The sequence below is a fragment of the Streptomyces lusitanus genome, from assembly GCF_042647945.1.
GTDB lineage: Bacteria > Actinomycetota > Actinomycetes > Streptomycetales > Streptomycetaceae > Streptomyces > Streptomyces pseudogriseolus.
In genome coordinates this window covers 297,101-313,621 of record NZ_JBHRWL010000002.1, presented here as the reverse complement: position 1 = coordinate 313,621, position 16,521 = coordinate 297,101, and the positions used below count along the sequence as shown (strand labels likewise).

At 73.0% G+C, this 16,521-nt stretch carries 16 protein-coding genes and 2 pseudogenes; 11 read left to right on the top strand and 7 right to left on the bottom strand.

What is annotated here, in order from left to right; genetic code table 11:
* The first annotated feature begins 12 nt into the window (after positions 1-12).
* Entirely contained in the window at positions 13-1,623 is a 1,611-nt protein-coding gene (locus ACFOSY_RS02840) for an N-acyl-D-amino-acid deacylase family protein (RefSeq protein WP_394305113.1), read from the top strand.
* A 48-nt stretch (positions 1,624-1,671) separates the two neighbouring features.
* Here ACFOSY_RS02840 and ACFOSY_RS02835 read toward each other — a convergent pair whose 3' ends face one another.
* Positions 1,672-2,610, bottom strand: a complete 939-nt coding sequence (locus tag ACFOSY_RS02835) for a S1 family peptidase (RefSeq protein WP_394305112.1) — start codon at positions 2,608-2,610, stop codon at positions 1,672-1,674.
* A gap of 344 nt (positions 2,611-2,954) precedes the next feature.
* Between ACFOSY_RS02835 and ACFOSY_RS02830 the strand changes: the two genes are divergently transcribed.
* From ACFOSY_RS02830 to ACFOSY_RS02820, 3 genes are all read left to right on the top strand, one after another.
* A complete protein-coding gene (locus ACFOSY_RS02830; RefSeq protein ID WP_394305111.1) occupies positions 2,955-4,166 on the top strand; it encodes a pyridoxal phosphate-dependent aminotransferase in 1,212 nt (403 codons plus the stop codon).
* Between the two features lie 118 nt (positions 4,167-4,284).
* Positions 4,285-4,710 (top strand): SCO4983 family protein, encoded by a 426-nt coding sequence (locus ACFOSY_RS02825; protein ID WP_394305110.1) that lies wholly within the window; start codon positions 4,285-4,287, stop codon positions 4,708-4,710.
* 248 nt (positions 4,711-4,958) lie between these two features.
* Positions 4,959-5,510, top strand: coding sequence for a GNAT family N-acetyltransferase (locus ACFOSY_RS02820; protein ID WP_394305109.1), 552 nt, complete (start codon positions 4,959-4,961; stop codon positions 5,508-5,510).
* 21 nt (positions 5,511-5,531) lie between these two features.
* On the opposite strand, the gene ACFOSY_RS02815 is transcribed toward ACFOSY_RS02820, so the two are convergent.
* Positions 5,532-6,428 carry an alpha/beta fold hydrolase gene (locus ACFOSY_RS02815; protein ID WP_394305108.1) on the bottom strand — a complete coding sequence of 299 codons (897 nt, stop codon included), beginning with the start codon at positions 6,426-6,428 and terminating at the stop codon, positions 5,532-5,534.
* A 140-nt stretch (positions 6,429-6,568) separates the two neighbouring features.
* Between ACFOSY_RS02815 and ACFOSY_RS02810 the strand changes: the two genes are divergently transcribed.
* Complete coding sequence (locus tag ACFOSY_RS02810; protein WP_394305107.1) at positions 6,569-7,051, top strand: hypothetical protein; 483 nt, start codon at positions 6,569-6,571, stop codon at positions 7,049-7,051.
* A gap of 63 nt (positions 7,052-7,114) precedes the next feature.
* Positions 7,115-8,477 (top strand): annotated as a pseudogene (locus ACFOSY_RS02805) (SMI1/KNR4 family protein).
* A 349-nt stretch (positions 8,478-8,826) separates the two neighbouring features.
* On the opposite strand, the gene ACFOSY_RS02800 reads toward ACFOSY_RS02805, so the two are convergent.
* Positions 8,827-9,792, bottom strand: a complete 966-nt coding sequence (locus tag ACFOSY_RS02800) for a zinc-binding dehydrogenase (protein WP_394305106.1) — start codon at positions 9,790-9,792, stop codon at positions 8,827-8,829.
* 80 nt (positions 9,793-9,872) lie between these two features.
* On the opposite strand from ACFOSY_RS02800, the gene ACFOSY_RS02795 reads away from it, so the two are divergent.
* Positions 9,873-10,532 carry a TetR/AcrR family transcriptional regulator gene (locus tag ACFOSY_RS02795; protein ID WP_394305105.1) on the top strand — a complete coding sequence of 220 codons (660 nt, stop codon included), beginning with the start codon at positions 9,873-9,875 and terminating at the stop codon, positions 10,530-10,532.
* A gap of 80 nt (positions 10,533-10,612) precedes the next feature.
* Complete coding sequence (locus ACFOSY_RS02790; protein WP_394305104.1) at positions 10,613-11,212, top strand: DUF6058 family natural product biosynthesis protein; 600 nt, start codon at positions 10,613-10,615, stop codon at positions 11,210-11,212.
* A gap of 3 nt (positions 11,213-11,215) precedes the next feature.
* On the opposite strand, the gene ACFOSY_RS02785 is transcribed toward ACFOSY_RS02790, so the two are convergent.
* The 3 genes and pseudogenes from ACFOSY_RS02785 to ACFOSY_RS02775 form a co-directional block, all read right to left on the bottom strand.
* The gene (locus ACFOSY_RS02785; protein WP_394305103.1) at positions 11,216-11,992 is read right to left on the bottom strand and encodes a hypothetical protein; all 777 of its coding nucleotides are present in this window, start codon (positions 11,990-11,992) and stop codon (positions 11,216-11,218) included.
* A complete protein-coding gene (locus ACFOSY_RS02780) occupies positions 11,989-12,186 on the bottom strand; it encodes a DUF397 domain-containing protein (RefSeq protein WP_394305102.1) in 198 nt (65 codons plus the stop codon). The genes ACFOSY_RS02785 and ACFOSY_RS02780 overlap by 4 nt, the downstream gene beginning before the upstream one ends.
* Positions 12,167-12,662, bottom strand: a pseudogene (locus tag ACFOSY_RS02775) (Scr1 family TA system antitoxin-like transcriptional regulator). The gene ACFOSY_RS02780 and the pseudogene ACFOSY_RS02775 overlap by 20 nt, the downstream one beginning before the upstream one ends.
* A gap of 158 nt (positions 12,663-12,820) precedes the next feature.
* Between ACFOSY_RS02775 and ACFOSY_RS02770 the strand changes: the two are divergent.
* Positions 12,821-13,246, top strand: a complete 426-nt coding sequence (locus ACFOSY_RS02770) for an ATP-binding protein (RefSeq protein WP_394305101.1) — start codon at positions 12,821-12,823, stop codon at positions 13,244-13,246.
* 10 nt (positions 13,247-13,256) lie between these two features.
* Here the strand turns inward: ACFOSY_RS02770 and ACFOSY_RS02765 are convergent, their stop codons facing one another.
* The gene (locus tag ACFOSY_RS02765) at positions 13,257-14,237 is read right to left on the bottom strand and encodes an MBL fold metallo-hydrolase (protein WP_394305100.1); all 981 of its coding nucleotides are present in this window, start codon (positions 14,235-14,237) and stop codon (positions 13,257-13,259) included.
* Positions 14,238-14,407: 170 nt separating this feature from the next.
* Between ACFOSY_RS02765 and ACFOSY_RS02760 the strand changes: the two genes are divergently transcribed.
* The gene (locus ACFOSY_RS02760) at positions 14,408-15,214 is read left to right on the top strand and encodes a helix-turn-helix domain-containing protein (RefSeq protein ID WP_394305099.1); all 807 of its coding nucleotides are present in this window, start codon (positions 14,408-14,410) and stop codon (positions 15,212-15,214) included.
* A 61-nt stretch (positions 15,215-15,275) separates the two neighbouring features.
* Positions 15,276-16,517 carry an AAA family ATPase gene (locus tag ACFOSY_RS02755; protein WP_394305098.1) on the top strand — a complete coding sequence of 414 codons (1,242 nt, stop codon included), beginning with the start codon at positions 15,276-15,278 and terminating at the stop codon, positions 16,515-16,517.
* Positions 16,518-16,521 lie beyond the last annotated feature (4 nt).

Sequence of the window (16,521 nt, the reverse complement as noted above, 5' to 3'; positions counted from 1 at the left end):
GAGGGCCGGCGCATGGAAGAGCTCGTCATCCGGGACGCGGACGTCGTCGACGGCTCCGGCGACCACTCGTACCGCGCGGACGTGGTGGTGGACGGCGGTCGCATCGTCTCCATCGTGAAGGAGGCGGCGGACGCCGGCTGCCAGCGTCCGAAGGCGCGGCGCGAACTGGACGCGGAGGGGCTGGTGCTGGCCCCCGGCTTCATCGACATGCACGCGCACAGCGACCTCGCGCTGCTGCGCGACCCCGACCACAGCGCCAAGGCGGCGCAGGGCGTCACGCTCGAAGTCCTGGGCCAGGACGGGCTGTCGTACGCGCCGGTGGACGACCGGACGCTGGGCGAGGTGCGGCGGGCGATCGCCGGGTGGAACGGCCCCGGTGACGACGTGGACGTCGACTGGCGGTCCGTGGGCGAGTACCTGGACCGGCTGGACCGGGGCATCGCGGTGAACGCGGCGTACCTGATCCCGCAGGGCACCGTGCGCGCGCTCGCCGTCGGCTGGGAGGACCGCGAGGCCACGCCCGAAGAGCTGGACCGGATGCGGCAGTTGGTCGCGGAGGGCATGGAGCAGGGCGCGGTCGGCATGTCGTCGGGGCTGACGTACACGCCCGGCATGTACGCCCCGGACGCCGAACTGACCGAGCTGTGCCGGGTGGTGGCGTCGTACGGCGGCTACTACTGCCCGCACCACCGCTCCTACGGCGCCGGCGCGCTGGAGGCGTACGCGGAGATGGTGGCCCTGACCCGGGAGGCGGGCTGCCCGCTGCATCTCGCGCACGCCACCATGAACTTCGGCGTGAACAAGGGCCGGGCGCCCGAGCTGCTGGCGCTCCTCGACGACGCGCTGGACGCGGGCGCCGACATCACCCTGGACACCTACCCGTACACCCCGGGCTGCACGACCCTGGTGGCGCTGCTGCCGAGCTGGGCGAGCGAGGGCGGCCCGGAGGAGATCCTGCGGCGGCTCGCGGACGACGGCACGGCCGAGCGGATCAGGCACCACCTGGAGGTCACCGGCTCGGACGGCTGCCACGGCGTCCCGGTGGAGTGGGAGACCATCGAGATCTCGGGCGTCGGCGACCCGGCGCTGGGTGAGTACGTGGGCCGTACGGTGCTTCAGGCGGCGCGGGCGCGCGGGGAGGAGCCCTGGGCGGTGGCGCGGGAGCTGCTGCTGAAGGACCGGCTCGCCCCGACGATCCTCCAGCACGTGGGCCACGAGGAGAACGTGCGGGAGATCATGCGCCACCGGGTGCACACGGGCGGCTCGGACGGAATCCTCCAGGGCGCCAAGCCGCACCCGCGGGCGTACGGGACGTTCCCCCGCTATCTGGGTCACTACGTGCGGGAGCTGGGGGTGCTGTCGCTGGAGGAGTGCGTGGCGCATCTGACCTCGCGTCCGGCGGCGCGGCTGCGGCTGCCGGACCGGGGTCTGGTCCGCGAGGGCTACAAGGCGGACCTGGTGCTGTTCGACCCGCGGACGGTGGACGCCGGGTCGACGTTCGCGGAGCCCAGGACACTGCCCACGGGCATCCCGTACGTGCTGGCCGACGGGCGGTTCGTGATCGAGGACGGGCGGCGCACGGACGTGCTGGCGGGGCGGGCGGTGCGCAGAAGTCCGCGCTGACCGCCCGCCCCGCCCGCCCCGTCGGGCCCGTCGAGGCGGGCGGGCCCGTCAGGGCTTGGGCACGGTGCAGCCGCTCGCGCTCAGGTCGAGGCGGTTGCCGGTGGTGAAGCAGGCGGTGAAGGGGTAGGTCTGCTGGGCGTAGTTGATGCCCTGGCGGACCGTGACGCCGCCGTTCTCGTCGACCTCGCACGGGTTGTTGACCGTACAGCGGCCGCCGTCCTCGTTGCCGGTGTTGTTGACGGCGACCACCTGGCCGGTGGCGTCGTCGACGACCGGGGAGCCGGAGGTGCCGCCGATGGTGTCGCAGGCGGAGGTGTAGCGGACCGAGTCCTTCCAGGTCCAGTCGCCCTCCTTCAGCCGGTACGCGAAGCCGTCGACGGAGCAGTTGTAGATCCGCTTCCAGTAGCCGGAGACCACGCTGATGGCGGTGCCGGCGGCGGGGCGGCTGCCGCTGAGGGTGAGCGGGTCGATCCCGTAGGCGCTCTTGATCTGCGCGTACGTGGTGTTCAGGCGGTAGATCGCCGCGTCGGTGTCGGTCATGGTCGCGTAGACCAGCCGGTCGGCGCGCAGGGTGGCGACCTTGGCGCCGGAGGCGTTCAGCAGGCCGAAGGTGCGGCTGGACGCCCGGTCGGTGAGGACCTGGCCGGGCGCGGGGAAGCCGCTCTCCAGGCAGTGGCCGTTGGTGAGGACCAGCGCCGGGTCGGAGGCGGCCGAGTCCGGCATGCGGACGACGGAGCCGGAGCAGTTGCTCAGCGAGACGGTGCCCGCGAAGTTCACCGCGCCGGCCTTCGGCGCGGTGAGCCCCGACAGGGTGTCCGCGACGGCCCCGACCGTGTCGTTGACGACGTCCGTCAGTGACGACGTGGCCGGGGCCGTGCCCGTGGTCGTGTCCGCGCCCGTGGGGGATGGCGCGGCGGCGACCGCGGGGGTCGCGCCCGCCCCGGCGAGTGCCAGGGCGCAGAGCGCGACGACGAGAGGTTTTCTCATGGGGGTCCCCTCATTGCGGCGTCGGGCGGCCGGAAATCCTCCGGCCGCCCACAAGGTTGTCATGCGCATTGTCAGTGCGCGGACGCCTGAGGGGCAAGGCTTTGTTTCCCGCCGGTAACCGAACGCGGCAAGGCCCTCAGCCTGACCTGATCGCACGGAGAAAGGGGAGCCCGAGGCGGGGAGGCTCGGTGTGGAGGTCATGGAGGCGCACACCCGGCCCGCACCCGGGAGGCACCCGGTCCGCACACCCCGGCCCACCCCGAGGACAAAACCACCCGAACCGACGCGTCTCACGTGGCGGAAAACACGGCCCGAAGGGCCATACCGGGCCGTAAGCTCCCAGCATGCAGGTGATCCAGTCGACCAAGCTCGCCAACGTCTGTTACGAGATCCGGGGCCCGGTGCTCGAGGAGGCGACGCGGCTGGAAGCCGCCGGTCACCGCATCCTCAAGCTGAACACGGGCAACCCGGCGGCGTTCGGCTTCGAATGCCCGCCCGAGATCCTCGAGGACATCCTCCGCAACGTGTCCTCGGCGCACGGCTACGGCGACGCGAAGGGCCTGCTGGCCGCGCGCCGGGCCGTCGTCATGCACAACCAGACGCTCGGCATCGAGACCGACGTCGAGCACGTCTTCATCGGCAACGGCGTGTCCGAGCTGATCGTGATGGCGATGCAGGGCCTGCTGGACGACGGCGACGAGGTGCTCGTCCCCGCGCCGGACTACCCGCTGTGGACGGCGGCCGTCTCCCTCTCCGGCGGCACGGCGGTGCACTACCGCTGCGACGAGCAGTCCGACTGGATGCCGGACCTCGCCGACATCGAGCGCAAGGTCACCGACCGCACCAAGGCGATCGTCATCATCAACCCGAACAACCCGACCGGCGCGGTCTACGACGAGGCGGTCATCAAGGGTCTGACGGACATCGCCCGCCGCCACAACCTGCTGGTCTGCTCGGACGAGATCTACGACAAGATCCTCTACGACGACGCCCGGCACATCCCGACCGCCTCGGTCGCCCCCGACCTGCTCACCCTCACCTTCAACGGCATGTCGAAGGCGTACCGGGTGGCCGGCTACCGGGTGGGCTGGATGTCGATCTCCGGCCCGCGCGCCCACGCCGACTCCTACATCGAGGGCCTGACGATCCTGGCGAACATGCGCCTGTGCGCGAACATGCCGGGGCAGCACGGGGTGGTCGCGGCGCTCAGCGGACGCCAGACGATCAACGACCTGGTGCTGCCAGGCGGACGGCTGCGCGAACAGCGGGACACGGCGTACGAGCTGCTGACGCAAATCCCGGGCGTGAGCTGCGTCAAGCCCAAGGGCGCGCTGTACCTCTTCCCGCGGCTCGACCCCGACGTCTTCAAGATCAAGGACGACCGGCGGATGGTGCTGGACCTGCTGCGCCGCGAGAAGATCATGGTCGTGCAGGGCACGGGCTTCAACTGGCCCGAGCCGGACCACTTCCGGGTCGTCACCCTTCCCTCGGTCACGGACCTGCGGGACGCGGTCGGCCGCATCGCCCGCTTCCTGGACGGCTACGGCCAGCACTGACCGCTCCCCGCGCCGAGGGCCGGCCACTGCCCTGAGGGCTGATCACTCTCGAGTACGACTCAACTTTAGACAGAATCTAAGCTAGGATGGCTTCCTGTCAGCACCCAGGAGGCCATCCATGTACGAGCCGATCCGCTCCAAGTCGGTCCACAGCACGATGGCCGGCCCTGACGACTTCCCCCACCGGTCCCGTGAGGAGGAGCTGGACATCCAGCTCGCGGGCCATCTCGCTGCGCTGCTCGCCGTCACCGACGAGCTGCGGGTGGCAGCGCCCTCGGCCGATCTGGACACGGCGGCCGAGCGGCTCGCCCAGGAGATCACCCGCCTGCGGGGAGGACATACGCCGGCCCGTGCGACGACGTCCACGCGCGGCCGCGAGGCGGACGCGTCGGCCCTGCACCGCAGGGCGCACGCGCTCGCCGGACGCGCCCTGGTCGTCGCCGCGTCCCGCGCGGACACGGCGGCGGCGATCCTGGCCGCCGAGCGGATGGACGCGCACACCGCGGCCCTGAAGCCGCGCCCGCTCGCGTCGTCCGCACACTGAGCCCCCCTCCGGGGCTCTCCCCCTGTACGGCCCCGGTCCGCGCGCACCCGCAGCGACGCGCGGACCGGGTGCCCTCTCACTTCGCCGGCCGGCCCGCGTACACCGACGCGCCCGCCGCGCCGCGGATCTCCGGGAGCGCCGAGTACGCGTCACCCTCGCCTCCGGGCCGACGCCGTGCAGGCCGGGGCTGTGCGCCGCCGGCAGAAACCCAGGTGGCCACGGCGGGCAACCTGGGTAAGGTCGGGCGAATGTCCGAGCTGAAACGGCTGCACGCCGGTCACGCCCCGGCGGTCCTGGCCTTCGAGCGGGCGAACCGCGCCTACTTCGCCGCCTCCGTCCCCGACCGAGGCGACGAGTTCTTCGACCGGTTCACGGCCCGGTTCAACGCCTTGCTGGCCGAGCAGGAAGCGGGTGTCTGCGCCTTCCACGTGCTCGTCGCCGAGGACGGCTCGGTTCTCGGCCGGTTCAACCTGATGGACATCGAGGACCGCACCGCTGAACTCGGCTACCGGGTCGCCCAGCGTGTCGCCGGTCGTGGCGTGGCGACCGCGACCGTCCGGGAGCTGTGCAGGCTGGCGGCGGCCCAGTACGGGCTGCGCACCCTGCGGGCGGCCACCACCCTCCGGAATGCCGCCTCGCAGAAGGTACTGGCCAAGGCCGGGTTCGTCCCCGTCGGTCCGGCCGACCCGGCCCACCTCAGTGGTGAGCCGGGCACCTGGTACCAGTGCGACCTGGTGCTCCAGCCGGACCGTGCGAACGTGCCGGGAGAGCGGCTGAGGGAAGAGGACGGCCACCGCTGACCATCGGTGTGCAACGGCCTCTCACCGACGTGGGGGCCGGGCCCGCCTGTCACCCGCCGTCACCTGTCCGAGCGTGAGCATCGCCTCGGCGACCGCGCCGGCCGCCGTATCCGGGATCGCCGTGGCGGCCTCCTCCAGGACGAGCAGCCGTGCCCCGGGGATCTCGCGTGCGATCGCCTCGGCGTTGCCGACAGGGAAGAACCGGTCGCGGCGGCCGTGGACCACGAGCGTGGGCACTTCGATCTCCGGCAGGCGCTCGCGCCAGCGGGGTGCGCAGTCCAGCCGGGAGAAGACCATGCCCAGCTGGTTGGCCATCTGGACCGCCGGTGCGGTGCCGGGCGTGCGGTCCCAGACGCGCGCGGCGACCGCACGTGCGGCGACGGGGTCGTCGCCGAGGATCTCCGCTCCCGCCGCGGCGAAGTCCGCGACCGCCTCCCTGTCGCTCCAGTCGGGCATGGCGTGCGCGAACAGCCGGCTCATCGTCGCCCGGTCGTGGTCGGGGAGGTCGTCGTCGGGCGGGCCGGGCGCGACCGCGCGGGTGCCGACCAGCGTGAGCGCCGAGAACGCGGCCGGGTGGTCGAGCGCGGCCACCTGGGCGACCATCCCGCCGACGCCGATCCCCGCGAGGTGCGCGGGCCGGCCGCCGAGCGCGTCGGCGAGGGCCGCCGCGTCGGCGGCGAGGTCGCGCAGGGTGTAGGCGGGAGCCTCCGGGTCGAGCGTCGTCGACGCGCCGCTGTCCCGCAGGTCGTAGCGCACGACGCGGCGCCCGCCGGCGGCGAGGCGCCGGCACAGCGCGTCGGGCCAGGAGAGCATCGTCGTCCCGCCCGCGAGCAGGACGAGCGGCGCGTCGTCGTCACCGAACGACTCGACGCCCAAGGTGACCTCGTTGGCGTTGACGGTGGTGGTGTGACGAGTCATGAAGAGCAGACCCCGTCCGCCGCCTGAAATCATCGCTCCCGCGCCGAGCGACCGAAGCGTCCTCCTGCGACTGCCCCGCTCGGTGTCAGTGGGCGGACCTAGGATCACGCCGGATCCATGCGAGGCAGAGGGGGACGACCGTGGGCGCCAGTGGGTGGGAGTACGTCACCGCGTACGAAGGCAGCGTCGAGACATCGCTGGCGGCGTTGCACCGGCGGGTTTTCGACGAGTACTACGGCCACGACGACATGTACGGCTGTCCGGACGACCTCTGGGCCGACGAAGAGTTCATGGATGAGGAGGGAACGCACTCCATCCTCGACATCCAGCGTGTCGTCCATTCGACGGCGGCGCCCGATCCCCGCAACGTCGAGGATTACGGGACACTGCGTCCCCTGGCGCCGGAACGCGTCCTCCACCACTTCGGCACCGTCCGGCCGACGCCGGTTCGCTTCGAGGAACTCCTCGACCACGCCCGCACGGCCGACCGGCTCCCGCCCGATCCCGAGGAGACGCTGCTGGACGAGTGCCGTATGCGGTGGACCGGTGTGTACGTCCTCCTCCATGCCGACGACCAGCCCGAACCGACGCACCTGGGCATCTTCGGATACTCGGGCGACTGAGCCACGTCCTCCCGCGCCTCATCGCCTTCCCGTCCTCGACAACCGACCGTCCGGAGAACACCGTTGTCCTCGATACATGACCTCGCGGCCTGGGAGCCCCTGCTGCGGCTGGTGCGGAATGCCCACGCGGAACAGCTCGCCGCGCCGGGAGGGTGGTTCACGGGCCAGATCGGTCTCGGCAGTTGGACCCCACCCGCTCCGCAGCCGTTCCCGATGCCGGGGCAGTCCCTTCAGGTGGCCATGCAGGACCAGTTCACCGCCGTGGAACGGGTGCAGGACGCCCTCCGAGCCGACGGGGCGAGCAGCGTTTCGTACATGGTCGAGACGGCGCCGGACGGAAGGTCGCTGCTTCACGTCATCGACGTGGGCCCTGCCGTGGAGCACGGCGTCGTCAGCCCCTTCGTGGGTGCCCTGCTCCTGGTCGAGGGCGCCGTTCCGGAGCCCTGGCGACGCCTGCCCGAGGCGGTGCCGGGAGCCACACCTGCGCCGTCCGCGGATCCGGCGCTGCTGGAGCGGATCCTCCGTGAGCGGCTTCCCGACGCCATCGGGGCCACCGAGGAGGAGATGGCGGAAGCGGAAGCGCGTCTCGGTGTCGTACTGCCCGACGAGCTCAAGGCGCTGTACCGGGTGACCCGGGCGCGGCGGGAGGACTGGGGTGGCGACCACGCGGCACGGGGACGCGTCAGCGACGCGGTCGGCTGTGAGCTCTTCTCCCTGGACAAGCTCTACATCGCGGACGCGGCCTCACGTCCCTGCCCGTGGCAGTTCGCTGCCGACGATGCCGTCGTCACCGGCTCGGAGGCCGCCGTGCAGGGCCTCGTCGGCTCGCCCGGCTGGATCGTCTTCGGCGACAACGGGGGCGGCGACCGGCTGGCCGTCGACCTGACGCCCGGCCCGGGCGGACACACCGGGCAGGTCATCGTGATCGACCACGAGCGGACCACCGGTGCCGGACTGCGCGCCGGCTCCCTCACCGACATGGTGATCAGCCGACCCGGCGGCCGGCACCAGGACCGTGGCACGGACAGCCCGCCGGTGGTGGCCCGGGTGAACGTCAGCGCCCTGCGGAGTGTGGAGGCTGCCGCCCGTCCCGAGCTGGAGGTGCTCGGCATCGGCGTGTGGGACGGCGAGCCGATCAGCCTCGCCCCGGTCGCCGGACTTCCCCGTCTGCGAACCCTCACCGTCCACCCGGGTACGCTCGCCGATCCCCTGGAGATCGCCGGGCTGACCGGTCTGGAGTATCTGAGCCTCGGTCCCGAGGACTGGCGGGTCCTGCTCGACGCCGGCGCCGTCCCCCGGAGCCTGTCGGCGGCCGGCATCGAGGTGCAGGGCGAACCGTACCCGCTGCCGGTCCTCGACATCGCCGACGAACTCCTCGTGGGACCGGCCCCTCATCCGCCGGACCGTGCTGGACGCCGGCCGGTGAGCCGGGCCGGACTGGAGGAGGAGCGGGCGGCGCTCCCCGAGTACAGGATCGAGATCGGTACGGAGCCCCTGGACCGGCCGGCCCGGAACTCGGTCGGCGGGTGGCCCTGTTTCGACGACGGCCAGGAGTGGCCGCGCTGCTTCCGCGGCGAGCGGCCGGCGCAGTTCTTCCAACTGGATCTGCCTGAGGACATCGAGTTCTTCGGCGGACAACACCTGTCGGTCCTCCACTGCGCGCACCACCATGACGCGTCCGGCCCGGTCGTGGCCGACGGCCGCCTCGTGCCCCGGTTCTGGGAGGCTCCGCAGCCGCCCTTCCCGGGCGTGACCGTCACGGTCGACGCCCCGGCTCACGGTGTGAGTACCACCCGGCCGAACACCTCCCCCGCGTCCATCGCCCGGTGGGCGTCCGCCGCGCGGCCGAGCGGCAGCACCGCGTGCACGACGGTGCGCAGGTCCCCGCGCGCGGCCTCGGCGAACTGTTCCGCGCGGACGGTCTGGCGGTCGGGGCCGGGCACGGTGTCGGTGCTGAAGGCGGCGAACGTCAGCGACTTGCGGAAGTCCCGCAGCAGCCGCGCGCCGAAGTCCTCCGGCGGCTGACCTCCGACGACGCCGACCAGCACGTACCGGCCGCCCGCGTGCAGCGTGTCCAGGACGTCCGGCAGTCCGGGCCCGCCGACCACGTCGACGACGACGTCGAAGCCGGTCGGTACGTCCGGGCCGGCGCCCCGTCCTGACCGGTCCAGGACATGGGTCGCGCCCAGTTCCCGCAGCCGCGCGCCCCGCTCCTCGGACGACGTGGTGACCGCGACCGCGCCCGCGCCGCCCCGGGCCGCGAGCTGGACCGCCGTGATCCCGATGCTGCCCGCCGCACCGCGCACCAGCACGGTCTCACCGGCCGCGAAGTGGGCCTTCCGCAGGGCGAAGTGGGCCACGAGCCCGGAGCCGCCCAGCGTCACCGCGTCCTCGCCGGTCAGGCCGTCGGGCAGCGCGAGGACGTCCTCGACGCGGGCGACGGCCTGCTCGGCGTACCCGCCGGACAGCCCGGTGAACGCCCACACCCGCCGCCCGGCCCACGCCGCGTCGACGCCCTCCCCCACGGCGGTGACGGTGCCCGCGACCTCGCTGCCCAGCAGATGCCCCGCCCGGAACCCGTAGGCGGCGAGGGCGCCCCGGCGGATCACGGCGTCCACCCCGCCCACCCCGATCGCCTCGACGCCGATCAGCACCTGCCCCGGCCCCGGTTCCGGCGCGGGGAGGTCGACGACCTCCAGTCCCTCCGGGTCCCCGAACGTCCTGATCACCACGGCTTTCATCTCTGCTCCTTAAGGTCGGTGGCAGCACCGCCGTCGGACCGTAACGGACGCCCGCGTCCATTTGAGCGAAGTGAGAGACGATGACCACCGAAGTGACTCACCCCCTGCGCTCCGACGCCCGCGACAACCGGGCCCGCATCCTGGACGCCGCGCGCACGGTGTTCGGGGAGGAGGGGCTGGGCGCGCCGATGCGTGAGGTCGCACGGCGCGCGGGGGTCGGCCCGGCGACGTTGTACCGGCACTTCCCGGCGAAGCGGGACCTGCTCACGGAGACGTTCGCCGAGCAGCGGCGGGTCTGTCGTACGGCCGTCCGGGACGCCCTCGCGGACCCGGACCCGTGGCACGGCTTCCGGACCGTGATCGAGCAGATCTGCGAACTGCACGCGCGCAGCCGGGGGTTCGCGGACGCCTTCATGGCGGCGTTCCCCGAGGTGATGGACTTCGCGGCCGACCGGGAACAGTCCCTGCGCGCGGTGGCCGAACTGGCCCGGCGGGCCCGGGAGGCCGGCCGGCTGCGACCGGACTTCGTCGTCGACGACCTGGTGCTGGTCCTGATGGCCCACCGGGGCCTTCAGGACACGCCGGCCTCGGCCCGCGCGGCGGCCTCCCGCCGCTACGCCGCCTACGTGATCGAGGCCTTCCGCGCGGCACCGCAGCCGGAAGCGGCCACGCCCCTCCCCCCGGCGGCACGCCTCGCGGACTTCCCCGCCCGTACGGTCCCCTCGTCGACGGTTCGGTGAGCGCCGAACGGTCCGGGCCGTAGCGTGCGGAGTCCGCGCGGGAGACGCCCGTGCCGTGCCGACGACGCCGGAGGGTCCCTGTGCCGGAGACGGATGTGAAGCAGCAGCTCGTGGAGCGGTTCCGGGAGGTCAACGGGGACCATCCGATGACCGCGGCGGACGACGCCTACGTCAGCGCGCAGTTCGTCACGCTGGAGGACCTGTGCACGGTCCGGGGCCGCGACGCCGACGAGGTCCGCCGGCTCATGCTGGAGGGGCGACTGCCGCTGCCGGGATATCTGCGGTCCGACGGCGCCGAGATGGTGCCGGCCGACCTGTTCGCCCTCGCCGACGAGGCCGGCGGCGTCGACCGCCTCGAAGCGTGGTTCACCGCGCACTGGGCCGACCCGGTGACCGGGAAGGCGGAGTGGAGCGCATACCTCAGCGGCCAGTACGTGTGCCTGCACTCGGTGACCCCGGCGACCATCCGGCGCAAGGACCACCTGACGACCGCGATCGACGCCGCGCCGAGCGGTCCGGACGCCGGTTCGGCGCGGTGGACGGAGCGGCTGCACGCCCTGGTCGACGAACTCGACGCCCTGGAACCGGCGTTCACGGCCTACGACCGCCTCCGCTTCGGCGGACCCACCTCCCGGGACACCTGCATCGACGCGGTACGGGCCCGCTTTCCTCGCGCGTGACGCTCACACCTGGTCGACGTTCCACTCCGGGAAGACCGCGACGAGCCGGTCGCTGAAGGAGGCGGCGGTGTCGCCGTCCGCCGTCCCGGCGCGGTACGCGCGGATCGCCGGGTCGCTGAGGGTGAGGGTCAGCGTCGGGCAGTCCAGGGCGTCGTTGCTGTGCTCGTCGGAGCACTTGCCGATGTCACTCAGGTCGTGACCAGGACATACGGCTCCGGCGGGCAACTCGACCTCGAGGAGCAACTGCTCGCCGGGGTCCACACGGAAACGCCCGGACGCCGGGACGTCCACCGGCTTGCCCGTGGGACCGCTGTCCACGACGGTCGCGGTCAGACCACGGGCGGATGCGCGGACGCCCTCACCGTGGGGACCGTAGAAGTCGAGCGTGACCCGCCCTTCGGCCACCGGGGCGTCGAGCACCAGGGGGCGGTTGTCCGTCCGGACGGCGGCGCGAACGGTGTAGCGGAGTTCACCCGGCATCTTCGGCCCCGGGTCGTAATAACCCCAGCTGGTGATCACCAGTTGAGGATCCTCGCTCCCCTCGCCTTTCCCTCGTGGTTCCGGGCGCTGCCATTCGTTCACCCCGCACTTCGCGAGCTGGGCCGTGCCGCCGGAGGCCAGCGGACTGTCCCGCAACGGCTCGGCAGCGGCCTGCCAAGCCACGGCCGCGCCCGGCTCGGGCGCGGTCGCGGAGTACGTCAGGACCAACAGGCCCACGACAGGCACGGCGAGGATCAGCCAGGAACGCAGGGAAACGCGCGTGCGGCTATCAGTTCTCACTTGAGGGACGCGACGAACGACGTCCAGGCCGCCGCCGTGACGGTGAGGACCGGGCCGTCGGGGACCTTGGAGTCACGGACGGGGACCACGGAGGTGTGTGCGTCGCAGACTTCGAGGCAGTTACCGCCATCGCCGTTGCTGTAGCTGCTCTTGCGCCAGACGGCCGTGCTCAGATCATGTGCGTTGCTCGCCATTTCGGTCATCCTCAGCCGCTTGCTCGATAAGGGCGAGGGGCGCCTCTGGAGGCAGTGCGGCGGCCCTGAGCCGGTCGTATGCCTTGCGGTACTGCTTCACGAGGCCCGGATCGTCGATGGTGTCACCGCTGTACTGCGCCTCCGTGTAGATCAGAGGTGGCGCATCGGCGACGGTCATAACCATGGCGCTGCCCAGCGAAGTAGCTGGCGTGTCCCCTCCGTTCGGCCCTCCGCACGTCCTCGCACCGCCGGCGGAAGAAGGCGTCCGTGCCGAGCACCTTGTCCACGTGTTCCGCCAGCTCCGCCGGCATCCTCCGCGTCCCCCGCTCGATCTCGCTGAGGTGGTTCGGGCCGTAGAAGCTGCCCTCGACCAACTGCTGGAGCGTCAGGCCCGCCTCCTCCAGTTTCCAGCGCAGTTCACTGCCGTAGAAGGTCGGGACGCCCGTCGAACCGTCGATGTCCTTGCGCTGCCCCATCGTTCACCGTCCTCGCTGTGCCGGTCCCGGCCGCTACCAACCCCCGCACCGCATAGGTGCAGTTCAGGGCCGGGATGCCGAAGGGCTGTCACGCTACGCCGAGCGGCGGCACAGTGTGACCGGTTCGTCACACAGAGCACCGGAAGGCGTGAACCCCCATGCACAGCCCCACCGAGACCGAGGACCGGCATCTGCGCCCGCGGACGCGACCGGCGTTGACGCTCGACCTGCTCGCGACACCGGCCGAGGTGTCCCGCGTACGCCGCGCCCTGCGCGACCACGGCCCCGACGTCCAGCTCTGCGCGAGCGAACTCGTCACGAACGTGGTCCGGCACCTCGGCGAGGGCGTTCCCGTCACCGTCCGGGTGTCGTACGACGACGGCGGACGCACCCGCCTGGAGGTCACCGACCCCGACCCCCGCGTGCTGCCCGTCCTGCGGGCGTCGGCGGACGCCGGGGAGGAGTCGGGACGCGGGCTCGCGCTGCTGGCGGCGCTGACGGAGAGATGGGGCGTGACGCAGGGGCCCGGCCACAAGACGGTGTGGTGGGAGCTGGCGGCGGACGGGCCGCCGGATGCGGCCTAGGGCGTGCCGGTCAGCTCCGCCCGACGTCGAGGAACGTCCGGTTCACGTGGGCCGTCGCCAGCAGGTGGCCCTGTTCGCGGGCCTCGGCGAGGAGGGCGTGGCGGGTGCGGCGGGCCGTGGCCTGGTCGTCCTCCAGGCCGTAGGCGACGTCCGGCGCGGCCAGTTGGACGGCGTGGACCAGGACGTCACCGGTGATCATGATGCTGCCGCCCCGGCCGCCGCCGTCGACGAGCACGGACTGGTGGCCCGGGGTGTGGCCGGGCGTCGGTACGGCGGTCAGCGCCGCGCAGCCCGCGTCGCCCCGCACCCTCACCCGGCCGTCGGTCGGGTGCAGCAGTCCGGCCCGGCGCAGGGGCTCGACCACGTACGACAGGGCGCTGTCGCCGGCGTCCAGCGCCTCGATCTCCGCGCGCTGCACCACGTGGCGGGCGTCGGGGAACATCGGGGTGCCCGTCGGGTCGACCGTCCAGCCGTAGTGGTCCTCGTGGAGGTGGGTCAGGACGACCGTGTCCACGTCGTCGCGTTCGATGCCCGCGTGCCGGAGGACCGACGGCAGGCGGCCCGGCACCGGGGCCCAGTCCGACGCGGGGCTGCCGGCGGGGCCGACGCCGGTGTCGACGAGGGTGACGCGTCCGCCGGGCCCGCGGACGGCGTAGCAGCGGAAGTCGAGTTCCCAGGTGTCGTCCGGGCCGAAGGCCGCCGGGTCGAGCCGCCGCGCGCGGGCCCAGTCGGCGTCGGTCGCGTCGGGGAACACGGCCTGCCGCGTGGCGGGGAAGGTGCCGTGGGCGTCGAGGAGGGCCATCACCTCGTAGGGGCCCGTGTGCCGGGTGACAACACGCGCGGTGTCCCTCGTGGGGCGGTGGGGCGCGGCGGTCGCCCGGGAGCCGGCGGCCGCCCATGCGGCGAGCGTGCCGGCGCCCGCGGCGGCAGCGGCGCCGCGCAGGACTCCACGGCGGGTGAGGGCGGGGGACGGGGCGGGACGCTCGGTCATGGGCTCTCCTGCGAGGGTGTCGCGTACGTACGGGTCGTGGTGCGCGACAGCCATCGTGCGAGGGGGTCGCATGCCGGCGCTTGTACGTTCGTGTCCGGTTCGCGGGTGGCCGGGCAAGGGGTCCGGTCAAGCGGTCCCGCGCCGGAGGGTGCGGCTCCTACGATGGCCGTATGGCCGGGGAGCGACGGGTGCACCTGTGCGAGGACGACGTCCTGCTCGCCGACGTGCGCTGCGGCAGCACCGCGCCCGGCTGGTCGCCGCTCCGGCCCGCTCCCGTGTTCGGGCTGGTGCTGCTCCGGGACGGGGTGCTGCGGGCCCGGGTCGACGGGGTGGAGCATGTGCTGGACGCGGGCGCCGTGTACGTCGAACGGCTCGGCGGCGAGCAGCAGTTCGCGCATCCGCTGGGGCCGGACGCGTACACCGAGATCGTGCTGTCCGAGCCCCGGGTCGCCGATCTCCTCGGCGGTGATCCCACGGTCCCGGAAGGGATGGTGATGGTGACACCGGAGCTGGCGCTCGCACACCGCGTGCTGCTCTCCCTCGCCCGCAGGGGCGGTGACTCCTTCGAGCTGGGTGAGCACACGGTCCGCCTGGCGGCCGGGATCCTCGCACGGCTCGCGCCCGCCCGTGTCGCCTCCGGACGACCCGCCTCCGCCGCCGCCCGCCGGCGTCTGGTGGACGACGCGCGTGCGGCGCTCGCGGCCGAACCGACGCTGGGTCTCGCGGCGTTGAGCCGGGCCGTGGGCGCGTCGCCGCACCATCTGAGCAGGGTCTTCACCGCCGTCACCGGGAGCACGGTGTCCGCGCACCGCGAGCGGCTGCGCCTGGCCCGCGTGCTGGACCGCCTCGCCGAGGGCGAGCGGGACCTGGCGGGTCTGGCGACGGAGCTCGGTTACACCGACCAGTCCCACATGACCCGCGCCGTCCGCCGTGCGGCGGGGCTCCCTCCTGGGCGGCTGCGCGCCCTGCTGACGTAGTTTCGGGGGGAACGGCCGTCACAGCGGGCCCGGCAGGGGCGTCACAGGCGAGGAGCGGTACATGGACGACGGGCGGGACGCGGGGGACACGGGGGCCGCGGAGGACACGGGGGCCCCGGGGGACACGGCCCGGCGGCTGCGCGCGATCTGCGGCGAGCTGTCGACGCGCTTCTTCGAGCGGGACGACGTCGTACGCACGCTGGTCGTGACGCTGCTCGCCGGGCAGCACTCGCTGGTGCTCGGGCCGCCCGGGACCGCGAAGTCGGAGCTGGCGCGGGAGCTGACGGGCCGGATCGACGGAGCCGCCTACTGGGAGATCCTGCTGTCGAAGTTCACCGCCCCGACGCGGATGTTCGGGCCGATCGACGTGGCCGCGCTGGCGCGGGGCGAGTACCGGCAGGTGTACGACGGACGGGCGACCACCGCGCACGTGGCGTTCATCGACGAGATCTTCAAGTGCTCGACGGCCGCGTTGAACGAGACCCTCGGCTATCTCAACGAGCGGATCTACCACCCCGAGAACGGCGGCGCCCCGATCCGCTGCCCGCTGATCGGCGCGATCACCGCGAGCAACGAACTGCCCGACGGGGAGGACTCGGCCGCGATCTACGACCGGCTGCTGGTGCGGATCGAGGTCGGTTATCTGGAGGACCCGTCGAACTTCGCCGCGCTGGTGCGGTCCGCCGTCGGCCGCCCGGCCGGTCCGGCGCCGCGCACCACCCTCGAACTGGCGGCGCTCCAGCGGGCGGTGGGCGAGGGCGTGCCTTCCGTGGGCGTGCCCGACGCGATCGTGGACGCCGTGGTGACGCTGCGGGCCGCCCTGCGCCGCAAGGAGCTCGTCGCCTCCGACCGGCGGTGGCGGCAGGCGGTCGCGCTGCTCCAGGCCTCCGCGTACCTGGACGGGCGGACGGAGGTCGCCGAGACCGACCTGTCCGTGCTGACGCATGTGCTGTGGGACTCCCCCGCCCAGCGTCCGGTCGTGGAGCGGGAGGTGCTGAACCTGGTGAACCCGGACGCCCGGGAGGCGCTCGACCTGGCCGACGTGATCGAGGAACTGGAGGCGCAGCTCGACGCGATGGCCGGGCAGTCGCGGGAGGCGCTGAGCGAGTGGGTCATCAAGAACGCCCACCACAAGCTCGCCATGGCGGGCAAGCGGCTGGAGCGGCTGCGCGAGGAGGCGGCCGGCGCGGGCCGGTCCACGGCGACCATCGACCGGGTCACCGGCCGCCAGCGCGCGGTCCGCGCCCGCGTCCTCACCGAGGCGCTGGGCGTGGACGCGTCCATGGTGCCGACCCAGCTCTGAGGCG